The organism is Dietzia maris (assembly GCF_036287335.1).
Taxonomy (GTDB): Bacteria; Actinomycetota; Actinomycetes; order Mycobacteriales; family Mycobacteriaceae; genus Dietzia; species Dietzia cinnamea.
On sequence record NZ_CP143053.1, the window covers coordinates 253,110 to 266,854 of the forward strand.

Sequence of the window (13,745 nt, forward strand, 5' to 3'; positions counted from 1 at the left end):
GGCGGGCGGCTGTGCGGAGCCGATCCGTGCCGCGTGTGCCGCGGTGCGTGCCCGGCGGGCTGCGTCGTCGGCTACCGCTTCGTGCCGACGGTCCGGCTGACGTCCGCCACGTCCTCGCGGGACCAGCCGCGCCGGTAGTGGCGGTTGCCGAACTGGTCGGTCGGCCGCGAGCGGTAGACCACGTACGGCCGCCACAGGTACCCGACGGGCGCGGAGAACACGTGGACGAGCCGGGTGAACGGCCAGATCGCGAACAGCAGGAACGCCACGATCGCGTGCGCCTTGAAGCTGAACGGCGCGTCGGTCATGAGGGCGGGGTCCGGCTGGAACCAGAAGATGCCGCGGAACCACACGGCCAGGTCCTCACGGTAGTCGTAATGGCTGATGATGTTGCCGATGATCGTGTTGCTCATGCCGAGGAAGATCGTCAGCGCGAGGAAGACGTACATCACCTTGTCGTTGAGCGTCGTCGCCGAGAACACCGGCCCGACGGTGCGGCGGCGGTAGATGAGGATGATCAGCCCGACGACCGTGCAGAAGCCGGCGATCGCGCCGATCACCACCGCCAGCCAGTGGTAGGCCTCCTGCGAGATGCCCACCGCCTCGGTCCACGACTTGGGGATCACCAGGCCGATGATGTGCCCGCCGATCACGAACAGCAAGCCGAAGTGGAACAGCGGGCTTCCCCAGCGAAGCAGGCGGGACTCGTACAGCTGCGAGGACCGGGTGGTCCAGCCGAACTTGTCATACCGGTACCGCCACCAGTGGCCCACGACGAAGATCGCCAGGCACACATACGGCAGGACGACCCACAGGAACACGTCGATCCAGGTCACATCGGTCATGGGTGGGCCCCGCTCTCCAGGTAGGACGATGAGGTGAACGCCTCGAGGCCGACGTCCTCGTCGGGCGGGCCCTGGGCGATGAGCTTGCGAACCGCCTCGTGGCCCTCGCCGTCGATCGGCGGGAGGGTGGCGGTGACGGCCGAGACGACCCCGGCCCATTCCGACCGGCGATCGGTGAGCGAGATGCGCAGCAGCTCGAGGCCCGGCCGGTGGTTCACGAGCAGGCCGCGGCAGCGGTCGAGGTCGTGCTGGGCGCCGAACTCCAGGACGACGCCCAGATGGTCGGGCAGTTCGTGGGCCGACATCACGGCGCCGGCGAGCTTGTAAGCGGTGACGAAGGCGAGCAGGGCGGAACCGCGCTTGCGGGTGTCGCCGTGCTGGTAGTACGTCAGGTACAGGCAGCAGCGCCGGCGCATGTCGAAGGTCTCGACGTACTCGGTCTGGAGGTCGGTCAGCGGTTCGCTCTCGAGCCTGTCGAGCAGCGGGAGCAGGGACCGGGCCGGGCCGCCGAGCTCGGCGACCAGGGCCCGCACGGTGGGCACCTGCTCCACGAGTTCGGTGGTCGGGTAGTCCAGCAGCAGCGAGGCCGCCTGGTAGAGGGCGCGGTCGGTGGGCGCACCGCGGCCCACGACGGGCGTACGTCCCGGTCGAACGGCCTGGCGGACGCGGGCGAACAGGTCGCCGGTGAAGAAGTCTGCGGCCACCGGTCTACCTCTTTCCCGGGAACAGGCCGCCCGCGCGCCCGTTGCCGTCCCAGTTGAGCAGGTTGATCCGCCGGTCCTTGCCCTCCGGGGAGGCGGCGGTGTCGGCGGTCTGCCGGTCGCGCAGAGCGTGGAAGTTCTCCACGGCGATCGGCACGTTGTGGTCGCCCGAGCCCTCGCCGAACGGGCCGGAGCCGCCCATGCCGGGGCCGCCGTCGAAGTCGAGGCTGCACTCGGTGACGAGCTCCTCGAGGTCGTGGGCCTGTTCCTGGTGCGCGGTGGGGATGACGTACCGCTCCTCGTAGTGCGCCAGGGCGAGGAGGCGGTACATCTCGTACATCTCCTCCTCCGTCATGCCGACGGCCTCGCAGAGCTCGCCGCGCGGCTCGCGCCCGAGGTTGATGTCGCGCATGTAGGTGCGCATGGCGGCCAGCCGGTTGAGCACACCCTGCACCACGTCCACGTCGCCCGCGCTGAACAGCTCGGCGAGGTACTCCAGCGGGATGCGGAGCCGGTCGATCGCGGAGAACAGGATGTCGGGGTCCTCGCCGTCGCCACCGTCGGCGGAGATCCGGTCGATCACCGGGGACAGCGGCGGGATGTACCAGACCATGGGCATGGTCCGGTACTCCGGATGCAGCGGAAGAGCCACCTCGTAGTCGTGGATGAGCCGGCGGATCGGGGAGCGGCGGGCGGCGTCCAGCCAGTCCTCGGGGATGCCCTCGGCGCGCGCGGCGGCGATCACCTCGGGGTCGTCGGGATCGAGGAAACACGCGCGTTGGGCGGCGAGCAGGTCCTTCTCGTCCGGGGTGGACGCGGCCTCGGCCACCTTGTCGGCGTCGTAGAGCACCAGGCCGATGTAGCGCAGCCGGCCGACGCACGTCTCCGAGCAGACGGTCGGGATGCCCACCTCGATGCGGGGGAAGCAGAACGTACATTTCTCGGCCTTGCCCGTGCGGTGGTTGAAGTACACCTTCTTGTACGGGCAGCCGGTGATGCACTGGCGCCAGCCGCGGCACTTGTCCTGGTCCACCAGCACCACGCCGTCCTCGACGCGCTTGTAGATCGCGCCGGAGGGGCACGAGGCCGCGCACGACGGGTTGAGGCAGTGCTCGCAGATCCGCGGCAGGTAGAACATGAACGTCTGCTCGAACTCGGCCTTGACCTCGGTGCCGACCTTCTTGACGATCGGGTCGTCGGCGAGGTGCTCGGGGGAGCCGCCCAGGTTGTCGTCCCAGTTGGCCGACCAGGAGATCTTCATGGGCTCGCCGCTGATGAGCGAGTACGGGCGCGCGACCGGGGTGTGCTGCTGCAGCGGCGCGGAGACCAGCGTGTCGTAGTCGTAGGTCCACGGCTCGTAGTAGTCGTCGATCGACGGCATGGTGGGGCTGGAGAAGATCTGCATGAGCTTTTTGGCCCGCCCGCCGGCCTTGAGCCGCAGGCGCCCCCTCCGGTCCAGCTCCCAGCCGCCCTTCCAGCGCTCCTGATCCTCGTAGGTGCGCGGGTACCCGAGGCCGGGCCGGGTCTCGACGTTGTTCCACCACACGTACTCGGTGCCGGCGCGGTTGGTCCACGCCTGCTTGCACGTCACCGAGCAGGTGTGGCACCCGATGCACTTGTCGAGGTTCATCACCATCGCCATCTGTGCCATGACCCGCATCAGTACTGCACCTCCTGGGAGCGACGGCGGATGACCGTCACCTCGTCGCGCTGGTTACCCGTGGGACCGATGTAGTTCCACGCGTAGCTGAAGTGGGCGTACCCGCCGATCAGGTGACTGGGTTTGACCATGATCCGGGTCGCCGAGTTGTGGATACCGCCGCGCTTGCCATCGGTCTCGGACAGCGGGACGTCGATCGTGCGGTCCTGGGCGTGGTGCATGTACACGGTGCCCGCCGGCATGCGGTGCGAGACCACGGCGCGCGCCACGATCACGCCGTTGCGGTTGACCGCCTCGATCCAGTCGTTGTCCTTGACCCCGATGAGCGCGGCGTCGGCGTCGCTCATCCACACCATCGGTCCGCCGCGGCCGAGGCTGAGCATGAGCAGGTTGTCCTGGTACTCCGAGTGGATCGACCACTTGTTGTGCGGGGTCAGGTACCGGACGGTGAGTTCGGCGCCGCCGTCGTGGCCGAGCTTGGGCTCGCCGTACAGCTCGTGCATGTTGAGCGGCGGCCGATACACGGGCAGCTGCTCGCCCATCTCGGCCATCCAGTCGTGGTCCATGAAGAACTGCATCCGGCCGGTGAGCGTGTGCCACGGCTTGAGCCGCTCGGTGTTGATGACGAACGCGCTGTAGCGGCGTCCGCCGTGCTCGGACCCCGACCACTCGGGCGAGGTGATGACCGGCTGCGGCCGCGACTGGGTGTCGGAGAACGTGATGCGCTTGCCCTCCTCGCCGCGGGACAGGTCGGCGAGCTCGCGGCCCGTGCGCTCCTCGAGCTGCTCGAAGCCCTGGGTGGCCAGGCGGCCGTTGGTGGTGCCGGACAGGGACAGGATGGCCTCGCACATCCGGATGTCGGTGTCGAGCCGCGGGCGGCCCTTGCCGACGCCCGTGCGCGTCTCGCCGTTGTGCCGCAGCAGTGCCGCGATCTCCTCGGTGGGCGTGAGGTTGAGGCCCTTGACCGGCATGCCGGCGGACTCGGCGAGCGGGCCGAGGGAGCCGAACTTCTCGCCGATCAGCCGGTAGTCGCGCTCTACCGTGGCGATCTTGGGGAAGTTCTTCCCCGGCACCGGCTCACACGAGCCGTCCTTCCAGTCGGTTACCCTGCCGCCCGGGTTGGCGATCGCGTCCGGGGTGTCGTGGCCGAGCGGCACCGCCACCACGTCGGTCCGCGCGTCGAGGTGGCCGTGGCTGAGCTCGGAGACCTTCTCGGCGAGCATCTTGAACGTGTCGAAGTCGCTGCGGGTCTCCCAGGGCGGGTTGATCGCGGCGTTGAACGAGTGCACGAACGGGTGCATGTCGGTGGACGACAGGTCGTGCTTCTCGTACCACGTCGCCGCCGGCAGCACGAGGTCGGAGAACAGCGTGGTGGACGTCATCCGGAAGTCCAGCGTCATGAGCAGGTCGAGCTTGCCGTCCGGGGTGGCGTCGCCCTCCTCGCGCCACACCATGTCGCGGCCGCGGTGCCCCTCGGGCGCCTGGTCGGCGCGCAGGGAGCTGTCGGTGCCCAGGAGGTGCTTGAGGAAGTACTCGTCGCCCTTGGCGGAGGACCCGATGAGGTTGGACCGCCACACGGTGAGGATCTTGGGCGCGTTGCCGGGACCGTCGGGGTCCTCGGCCGCGAACCGTATGTCGCCGGCCTTGATGCGGTCCACCACGTACTCGCCGGCGGGGACGCCCGCCGCGGCGGCCTCGTCGCCCAGGTCGAGCGGGTTGCGGGAGAAGGTCGGGTACGAGGGCATCCAGCCCAACCGCGCGGACATGGCCACCAGGTCCGGGGTGCTCATGCCGTCGAAGCGGCCGTCGCCGGTCGGGGAGGTGAGCACGTCGGCCGCGTACGCGTCGTACTTCCACTGCCCGGTGTGCAGGTAGAAGAAGGCCGTGGAGATCATCTGGCGCGGCGGGCGCGACCAGTCCAGCGCGTTCGCGACCTGCTGGAACCCGGTGAGCGGGCGGACCTTCTCCTGGCCCACGTAGTGCGCCCAGCCGCCGCCGTTGACGCCCTGGCAGCCGGTCAGGATGGTCAGGGACAGAAAGGCCCGGTAGATGAGGTCGGAGTGGAACCAGTGGTTGGTGCCGGCGCCCATGAGGATCATCGAGCGGCCGCCCGAGTCCAGCGCATTCTGCGCGAACTCGCGGCCGAAGCGCTCGGCCTGGGCGGCGGGTACGCCGGTGTGCTCCTCCTGCCACGCCGGGGTGTACGGGGCGGGGTCGTCGTATCCGGTCGGCCAGTCACCGGGCAGGCCGTCCCGGGCCACGCCGAACTGCGCCATCATGAGGTCGAACACGGTCGTGACGATGACCTCGTCGTCGTCGTCCAGCACAACGGTGCGGACCGGCACGCCGCGCGCGACGGTGTCGGCCTCCCCGCGCGGCGTGTCGAAGCGCGGCAGGACGATCTCGGCGGTGTCCCCGCCGCTCCCGTGCAGGCTCAGCACCGGGTCGATCTCGCCCAGGTCGAGATTCCAGCGGCCCTTGCCCTGCTCGCCGAACCGGTCGCCGAGCGTGCCGTTCGGCACCACCACGCGGTCGGTCACCGCGTCGAGCATCACGGTCTTGCTGGCGGCGTTCTCGCCCGGATCCACGTCGAGGCGCACGGCGTCGGCGGTGAGGAACTTGTCCGGCACCACGGTGCCGTCGGCGCGGGTGCGCAGGGTGACGAGGAACGGCAGGTCGGTGTACGTCTTGGCGTACGAGGTGAACTCGGGGGTGTCTCGACGGGCGTAGAACTCGGTGAGCACCACGTGGACCATCGACATCGCCAGCGCGCCGTCCGTCCCGGGGTGCGGGTGGATCCACTCGTCGGCGAACTTGGTGTTGTCCGCGTAGTCGGGGGAGACCACCACGACCTTCTGCCCCTTGTAGCGGGCCTCGGCCATGAAATGGGCGTCCGGCGTGCGGGTGACGGGGACGTTGGAGCCCCACATCACCAGGTAGGTGGAGTTGAACCAGTCCGCGGACTCCGGGACGTCGGTCTGGTCGCCGAACACCTGCGGAGAGGCCACGGGCAGGTCGGCGTACCAGTCGTAGAAGGACAGCATGGAGCCGCCGAAGAGCTGCATGAAGCGGGCGCCGGCGCCGAACGAGGCCATGGACATGGCGGGGATCGGGGAGAACCCGGCGACGCGGTCGGGGCCCACGGTCTTGGCGGTGTACACGTGCGCGGCGGCCGCCATCTCCAGGGCGTCCTCCCAGCGGCAACGGACGAGCCCGCCCTTGCCGCGCGCGGCCTTGTAGTGGGCGCTCAGGACGGGGTCCTCGACGATCGACGCCCACGCGTCCACCGGGTCGGAGTGCACGGCCCGGGCGGTGCGCCACATCTGCATGAGCACGCCGCGCACGTACGGGTAGCGCACGCGGGTGGGGGAGTAGGTGTACCAGGAGAACGCCGCGCCGCGCGGGCAGCCGCGGGGCTCGTAGGCCGGCAGATCGTCACCGATGTCCGGGTAGTCCGTCTGCTGGGCCTCCCACGTGATGATCCCCTCCTTGACGTACACCTTCCACGAGCAGGAACCCGTGCAGTTGACACCGTGGGTGGAGCGGACCACCTTGTCGTGGCTCCAGCGGTCGCGGTAGAACACGTCGGCGTCGCGGCCGCCGGTGTGGGTGACCGTGCGGAGGTCCTCCGAGGCCTCGCCGCGCCGGAAGAACCGCCCGGTGCGGAGGATGGCGTCGGTGACGGGGCCGTCGAGCCGCCCGGAACCGGAGGGAGCGTTCCCGCCGTCCGAGGGTGACGACGACGAGCTGGGCGAGTCGACGCTGGTCATGCCGACGTCCTTTCAGTCGCGGGGGAGGCGCTACGGCCGGAGCGGAGGAACCACAGCCACGTGAGCACCGCGGTGGCCGCGGAGAGCACGAACAGCAGGAGCAGACCGATGCGGTAGTTGCCGTGGGCGGTCCAGAAGTAGCCGAGGAGCAGGGGTGGGACGAAGCCGCCCAGACCGCCGACCGCGCCGACGATGCCGGTCACCGACCCGACGGCCGACGGCTCGACGAGCTCGGCCACCAGGGCGAAGACGGCACCCGAGGCGACGCCGAGGGACGCGCCCATGAACAGGAACACGACCGTGCCGAGCGGGTAGAGGGTGCCGCCCTCCGTGTTGATGAGGGGCATGCGCTCGGTCGCGGCGGCGGCCATCAGCCCGGTGACGATGTAGCTGACGATGAGCACCCACGCGCCGGGGAACCTGTCGGCCAGCGCGCCGCCGAGGGGCCGGCAGGCCACCGCGATCACGACGAACACCGCGGTGCGCAGGGCCGCGTCCTCCATGTCCAGTTCGTAGAAGTTGTGCAGGTAGGTGGGCAGGTAGACGGAGAACGCCACGAACCCGCCGAAGCCCATCGCGTACAGCCAGGCGAGTTTGAGGGTGACCGGGCGGGCGAGCGTCCTGGCGGCCTTGACCACCCAGTTGCCCTGGGCCGGGGCCCACGCCGGCGAGTTCTTCAGCAGTGCCCGGGCGACGACCGCGTACACGGCGAGCAGGACCGCGACCAGGATGAACGGCGCCTGGTCGCCGAAGGCGTCGCGGAGCCGCAGGGTGGTGAAGGCCGCGATCGCCGTACCGCCCATGCCGGCGCCGAAGATGCCGATGGCCGTGCCACGCCGGTGCGGCGGGAACCACGAGTTGACGGTGGGAACGCCGACGGCGAAGGAGGTGCCGCCGATCCCCAGGAAGAACCCGCCGATGAGGAGCGCGATGTAGCTGCCGTCGACGAACCCGACGAAGAGGGTGGGGATGATCGTCAACGCCGCGATCAGCGGAAACATCGTACGACCGCCCAGGCGGTCGGTGAGCGCCCCGACGGGGATGCGGCCGAGCGACCCGACCACCACGGGCAGCGCCACCACGAGCGACTGCTGGAACGAGCTGAGCCCGAGCTGGTCCTTGTAGGTCGCCCCGAGCGGGCCCATCAGCGCCCACGCCCAGAACGTGAGGAGGAAACCCGAGAAACACAGGGCCAGAGCGATGTTCGCCTGCTTCGGGTCGGGCGTGGCCGAGGACTGGGGCCGGGCGGCCTCGGGCTGTGGGTCCGCCGGCTGCGGAGACGCGGGCCCTGTCTGTGGGGAGTTCGGGCCTGAGGGCACCGGAGGTCCTTTCGCGTTGATTCTGGCTGCGGCGGGTCCGCTCGGTCGTGGGCGGGCCCGAACCTGAGTGTGTGTAACCGTAGATCGCGCTATCGGCGCTTCTCTCGCCTTGGGGCACTTTGTTATCGGCTAAATACACTCCGCACTGAGTATTTAGGGTTTTTAAGGGAATTGGCGCGGAGAAAACGCCCTGAATGACCGCGGATAATGTCTCGGGATAAGGGGCGAAAAGGGAATTGACCACCCCAATTGGTTGATATCTCCGCTAATTCGCGACAGTAAATCGGCCGTGGGCCCGGGCGGCGACGCACCGGACCCACGGCGGCGGGATCAGACCAGCCAGTCGTTGGGCGCGAACAGCTCGGCGTGGAGGCGGTCCTCGGGCACTCCGGCGTCGAGGAACTGCCGGCGGAGGGACTGGAGGAAGCCGGTGGAGCCGCAGAGGAAGACGTGCGCACCCTCGGGGAGGGGGACCGACGACCGGTCCATGAGGCCGCGGTGGACCGTGCCCGGGCCGGAGACGGCGTCGGTGTCGGTGTCGGGGGCCTGCTCGTACCACGTGTGGACCTCGGCGTCCGCGAGCATCGCGGCCTCACCGGCCACCTCGTCGGCGAGCACGTGATCGGCCCGGCTCCGGTCGGCGTGCAGGACGAGCACCCGGCGGGGGTCCTCGGTCGCCGCCAGGTGGGCGATCATGCCGAGCATGGGCGTGATGCCGATCCCCGCCGAGCAGAGCACGATCGGGGCGGCCTCGTGGCCCTCCCCGATCCCGGCGGCGTCTAGGACCAGATCGCCGAACGGGAGGGTGACCTGGATGGTGGTGCCGACGGTCGCGTTGGCGTGCAGCCACCCGGAGACCTCGCCGGCAGGGGAGGCCTCGCCGTCCGCGTCGACGCGGCGGACGCCGATCCGCCACGTGCCGTCGCCCGGGGCGGTGGACAGCGAGTACTGGCGCAGCTGGCGGGCGCCGTCGGGCAGGACCACGCCGACCGAGGTGTACTGGCCGGGTCGGAAGTCGGGCAGCGGCTCGCCGTCCGGGCCGCCGAGGGTGAAGACGGCCACCGAGTCCGTGACGTCCTCGCGAGCCACCACGGTGGCGGTGCGGAACACGTCACCCGGCTCGACCTGCGCCTCGTCATAGAGGGCCTTCTCGAAGTCCACCAGGACGGCGGCCATGATCCAGTAGACCTCGTCCCACGCCGCTGCGACCTCCGGCGTGATCGCCTCGCCCAGGACCTCGACGATCGCGCCGAAGAGGTGGTCGTGGACCACCTGGTACTGGTCGGGCGTGATGCCCAGGCTCGCGTGCTTGTGGCCGATCCGCGAGAGCATGTCCACCGGGCTCCGGCCGTCCACCAGCAGGGTGGCGAACGTGGCGATGGACGCGGCGAGCGCGCGCTGCTGCGCACCGAGCTTCTGGTTGCCGCGGTTGAACGTGTCGCGCAGCAGCTCCGGATTGTCGGCGAACATCGTCCGGTAGAAGACCGGCGTGATCTCGTCGATGTGGGCGCCGATCACGGGCAGGGTCTCGCGGACCACGGCGGCGTGCTCGTCGGACAGCTCGTGGGGATGCGCGAGGATCGACTCCAGGGTGGTGATCGAGGTGGTCACGGGTACTCCTTCTGCGAGAGCGCCGGGACAGCGACGGACGTGTCGGGGCGCGACGGGGCCGTCCGAGCACCAGGTGGGTCGGACTGCGTGTGGGTGGAGGACGAGGGGCGGCGGGTGTCACCGACCGGGCGGTCAGGGTCCCGGGCCGGTCCGGGGGCGGGCGCCGAGGCTGAGCGACACCTGGCGGGTGGGCGTGCGGACGATCCCGTCGACCGTCAGCGGGTCGAGGGTGGCGAAGAACGCCTCGCGGGCGTCGACCAGCGCGCGTCGGAGTCCGCAGTTGCCCGCGAGCGGGCAGGGCGTCGGGCCCTCACACTGGACGACCTCGCCCGGGCCCTCCAGTCGGCGCAGCAGCCGCCCGACCGACTCGTGCCGGCCGAGTTCGGTGATGACCAGCCCGCCGCCGCGGCCGCGCCGCGACTCCGCCAGGCCCAACTCGACCAGGCGGGAGACGATCTTGGCCACGTGGCTCACAGAGGCCTCGACCGATTCGGCGATCACCGCAGCGGTCATCCGCTCCTCGCGTTCGTCGGCGACGGCGAGACGCATGAGGGCGCGGAGCGCGAGATCGGAAGACCGGGACAACTGCACAACGCCGAGCGTGCCATATTGCGACTAGTCGCAGTGCATTTGTCGCAGGTGATCTCAAATACGTATTGAGCTGGGCATTTGCTGCCCGTCCCACCTGCGGCAACGCCCCCGGGGAGCGCACTCACGCGGCAGCTGCTCCCCTCCCTGGCGTCTCGCTCCCGGGCTCGGTTTCCCGCCCCCGGGCCTGCATCGCGCAACCCGCGCAGCCGCTCCTCTCCCTGGCGTCTCGCTCCTATGCTTGCCCGCCAGATCTGCAGCCGCCCCTCGGCATGGCGTCTCGCCCACCCCGCGGTGCGCGCGAGACGCCATGCGGACGAGCGGCTGCGTGGGACGCCCCTCGTGACGACGGCCCGCCGGCCCGCCCGCCGGCCCGCCCGGCCGGCCCGCCCGCCGGCCCGGCCGCCCGGCGGGGCGGAGGCATGGGGCTTCCGCGGAGCCCGCGACCGGAGGCCGGGACCACCGCGCGGCGGTAGACTTGCTCCACCGCCGATCGATTGAGGGTGCACTATGGGATTGCTACGGAACGCACTGCGGAGCGGAGTCGCGCTCAAGGCCGTCCAGGTGGTCAAACGCGAGGCCTCGAAGCCGGAGAACCAGCGCAAGGCCCGCGAGTTCGTCGGGAAGATGCGCAACCGGCGGCGCTGACGACAGCGCTGACCCGGCGAGATCGGCCAGCCCGCGCCCGGCCCCACGTTCCCGCCCGGCCCGCTCTCGGCGTCAGATCCAGTCGACGAGCTCCACGCGGCCGCCCGGGCCCGAGCCCGAGCCGGTGCCCGTGCCTTCGCCTGCACTCGCGCCCGCCTCCGCGCCCGCTCCCGCGTCCCCGCCTTCGGGCACCACGGCCAGGGCGGGGGCGCCCGCGAGGTCGGCGAGGTGTGCGGTGCGGACGCGGTCGGCGAGCCGCCAGCCCCCGGTGCCGTCGGGCCGGGCGGGCAGGATTCGCGCGCGGCCCGGATTCGCCACGTCCGCCAGCCCCGGCAGATCGGCGGTCACGGGCGTGCGCTGCCGGCCGGTGAGCGCGTCGACCAGGGCCCGACCCGTGGTGGCGGCCGCGCACACCGCTGCCAGCGGATTTCCGGGCAGCGCCAGCAGGACGCGCCCGTCGGGCAGTGCCGCGACGAGCTGCGAGCCGCCCGGGCGGACACGGACCCCGTCGATCACGACGCGCGCACCCAGCCGCTCGAGCGCCGGCCGCAGGTGATCGGCGACGCCCCGCCCGGTCGCGCCCACGAGCACCAGCACGTCCGAACCGGAATCGGGACCGCCGAGCAGATCGTCGACCGCCTCGGCGGTGTCCGGACAGTGGCGCGGCGGGTCCACCGCCCCGAACCCCGCCCGCGCCAGGACCCCGGCGGGCCCGCTCAGCAGGGGCCCCACGGTGTCGCGGATCCGCCCCGGCGGAAGGGGGGAGGGCGTGTCCGCGGGCAGGACCTCGTCGCCCGTGGTCACCAGCGTCGCCCGCACCGGACCGCGCACGGGCACCCGCTCGACCCCCGCCGACAGGGCCGCCGAGGCCAGCGCCGCGTCGAGCACCGTGCCGTCCGCGGCCAGCGCGCGCCCGGCGGGCCAGTCCTCGCCGACCGGACGCAGGTCGTCGACCCCGTCGGCGCCGGCCGACGCGGTGACGACGGTGTCGCCGGGGACCGCCGCGTCGCCGGAGCCCGGGCCGCGCACCTCGACCAGCTCGTGCCGCAGCACGCGGTCGGTGCCGCGCGGGGCGAGCGCACCCGTCGCGATGCGCGCCGCCGTCCCTTTGGTCAGTGAGGCGGGGGAGTCGTCGCCGGCGCGGCGGGCGGCCCCGGTCAGCCGCCACGGCCCGGGGCCGGCCAGCGCGTAGCCGTCCATCGCCGAGACGGGCCCCCTCGGCATCGGGTCCGCCGCGATCAGCGGCGCCGCGAGGACCGCCCCCACCGCGTCGAGGGGCGCGCGCCCGACCGCCGGCAGTGGTGCCAGCCCCGCCCGCAGGACGGGCCCCACGTGAGCGAGGGCCACGGGTCCGCGTCCGGCCAGGTCGGCCCACGTGTCGACGTCCCGCGCGGGGTCGCCGACGGGGACGCGGACCACCTCCTCGTCGTCGTCGTACAGGGCCCGGACGGCGCGCCCACCGACGCCGCCGGAGGCCTCCAGGGCGGCCAGGCGCGCGGCGAGGGCGCGGCGGTCCCACGCGGCCAGGAGGTACTGGTCGCGGCCCGCGGCGTCGACGGCGAGCGCTGCGCGCGAGGCGCTGACCTCGCCCGCGCCGGTGGTCGACGCGGTGGGGCGGCGCAGCGCGGCGAGGAGGGCGCGGAGGGTGGCGGCGTCGAGGTCGGGGAGGTCACAGGCGACGACGACGACGAGCTCCACCGCCCCCGGCAGTCCCGCCAGTCCCGCGGCGATCGCGGCGACCGGCCCGGAGTGGGGCGGATCCTCGCGGGTGTCACCACCGGGGCCCACGGTGATGACGGGCCCGGCCACGTCCCGGGCGGCGCCGACGACGCTCTCGATCATCGGTCGCCCCGCCACCGTGACCCGGGCCTTGTCGACGCCCCCGAGGCGGCTCGCGCGGCCACCGGCGAGCACGATCGCTCCGACGGTGGTCACGTCTCGTCCGCCAGTCGACCGCGGAGGAAGTCGTCGACCAGCCGCTCGACGTCGGTCGGCGTGAACGGGCGCAGGCCGATCATGCGCGCGACCACCACCGGCCCGGCGAGCTGCGCCACCGCGAGGTCGCGGTCGCCGGGGACGAGGGTGCCGTCGGCCTCCGCGGAGGAGAGCACCGCGTGCAGCGGCGCCGTGTAGGAGTCCACGACCCCGCGGCGGAGCTGGCCGACCTCGTCGTCCTCCGAGGCGCCGCGGCCCATCGCCAACCACCCCAGCATCGACTGCTGCAGGGGCGCGTCCTGGATGAGGCGGGTCATCGACGCGCACAGGTGCAGCAGCTGCTCGCGCAGCGGGGCCTCCGCCGGCGGCGGCTCCGGGGCGGGCAGCAGTCGGCGGAACGCGGCCGCGATGAGCGAGTCCGTCGACGGGAAGTTGCGGTACAGCGTGGTCCGCGCGACCCCCGACAGCCGGGTGACCGCCTCCACCGTCACCGCAGCCGCGCCGCCCGAGACGAGGAGGTCCGCCGCGGCGTCGAGGAGCTTGCCCCGGGATCGGGCACGGCGGGGGTCGGTCGGCGTGGGCATGACCCCATTGTGGCCCCCCGTGCCGGGAGGGTCGTACGTTACGGTGGCGGGGACGAACGATACCGCCGGTATTGTTTCCCGTAC

At 71.8% G+C, this 13,745-nt stretch carries 10 protein-coding genes; 1 reads left to right on the plus strand and 9 read right to left on the minus strand.

Annotation, left to right across the window (positions count from 1 at the left end; genetic code table 11):
* Positions 1-71 precede the first annotated feature (71 nt).
* From narI to VYL96_RS01195, 7 genes are all read right to left on the minus strand, one after another.
* Positions 72-845 (minus strand): respiratory nitrate reductase subunit gamma, encoded by a 774-nt coding sequence (gene narI, locus VYL96_RS01165; protein ID WP_061227824.1) that lies wholly within the window; start codon positions 843-845, stop codon positions 72-74.
* A complete protein-coding gene (gene narJ, locus VYL96_RS01170) occupies positions 842-1,549 on the minus strand; it encodes a nitrate reductase molybdenum cofactor assembly chaperone (protein WP_007627481.1) in 708 nt (235 codons plus the stop codon). The genes narI and narJ overlap by 4 nt, the downstream gene beginning before the upstream one ends.
* 4 nt (positions 1,550-1,553) lie before the next feature.
* Positions 1,554-3,206 carry a nitrate reductase subunit beta gene (gene narH / locus VYL96_RS01175; protein WP_070720281.1) on the minus strand — a complete coding sequence of 551 codons (1,653 nt, stop codon included), beginning with the start codon at positions 3,204-3,206 and terminating at the stop codon, positions 1,554-1,556.
* Complete coding sequence (locus tag VYL96_RS01180; RefSeq protein WP_131885751.1) at positions 3,206-6,976, minus strand: nitrate reductase subunit alpha; 3,771 nt, start codon at positions 6,974-6,976, stop codon at positions 3,206-3,208. Before VYL96_RS01180 ends, narH begins: the two co-directional genes overlap by 1 nt.
* A complete protein-coding gene (locus tag VYL96_RS01185; RefSeq protein WP_070720285.1) occupies positions 6,973-8,295 on the minus strand; it encodes an MFS transporter in 1,323 nt (440 codons plus the stop codon). The genes VYL96_RS01180 and VYL96_RS01185 overlap by 4 nt, the downstream gene beginning before the upstream one ends.
* Positions 8,296-8,625: 330 nt before the next feature.
* A complete protein-coding gene (locus VYL96_RS01190) occupies positions 8,626-9,906 on the minus strand; it encodes a globin domain-containing protein (protein ID WP_131885750.1) in 1,281 nt (426 codons plus the stop codon).
* Positions 9,907-10,038: 132 nt separating this feature from the next.
* Positions 10,039-10,497 (minus strand): RrF2 family transcriptional regulator, encoded by a 459-nt coding sequence (locus VYL96_RS01195; RefSeq protein WP_007627491.1) that lies wholly within the window; start codon positions 10,495-10,497, stop codon positions 10,039-10,041.
* A 507-nt stretch (positions 10,498-11,004) separates the two neighbouring features.
* Between VYL96_RS01195 and VYL96_RS01200 the strand changes: the two genes are divergently transcribed.
* Positions 11,005-11,142 (plus strand): hypothetical protein, encoded by a 138-nt coding sequence (locus tag VYL96_RS01200; RefSeq protein WP_165928478.1) that lies wholly within the window; start codon positions 11,005-11,007, stop codon positions 11,140-11,142.
* Positions 11,143-11,214: 72 nt separating this feature from the next.
* Here the strand turns inward: VYL96_RS01200 and VYL96_RS01205 are convergent, their stop codons facing one another.
* Positions 11,215-13,077, minus strand: a complete 1,863-nt coding sequence (locus VYL96_RS01205; protein WP_243699681.1) for an NTP transferase domain-containing protein — start codon at positions 13,075-13,077, stop codon at positions 11,215-11,217.
* Positions 13,074-13,661, minus strand: coding sequence for a TetR/AcrR family transcriptional regulator (locus VYL96_RS01210; protein WP_131885749.1), 588 nt, complete (start codon positions 13,659-13,661; stop codon positions 13,074-13,076). Before VYL96_RS01210 ends, VYL96_RS01205 begins: the two co-directional genes overlap by 4 nt.
* Between the last annotated feature and the right edge of the window lie 84 nt (positions 13,662-13,745).

Excerpts from the sequence above, each read along its gene's own strand:
- narI (WP_061227824.1), bottom strand. The coding sequence starts at position 845 with ATGACCGATGTGACCTGGATCGACGTGTTCCTGTGGGTCGTCCTGCCG.
- VYL96_RS01210 (WP_131885749.1), bottom strand. The coding sequence starts at position 13,661 with ATGCCCACGCCGACCGACCCCCGCCGTGCCCGATCCCGGGGCAAGCTC.
- VYL96_RS01180 (WP_131885751.1), bottom strand. The coding sequence starts at position 6,976 with ATGACCAGCGTCGACTCGCCCAGCTCGTCGTCGTCACCCTCGGACGGC.
- narH (WP_070720281.1), bottom strand. The coding sequence starts at position 3,206 with ATGCGGGTCATGGCACAGATGGCGATGGTGATGAACCTCGACAAGTGC.
- VYL96_RS01200 (WP_165928478.1), top strand. The coding sequence starts at position 11,005 with ATGGGATTGCTACGGAACGCACTGCGGAGCGGAGTCGCGCTCAAGGCC.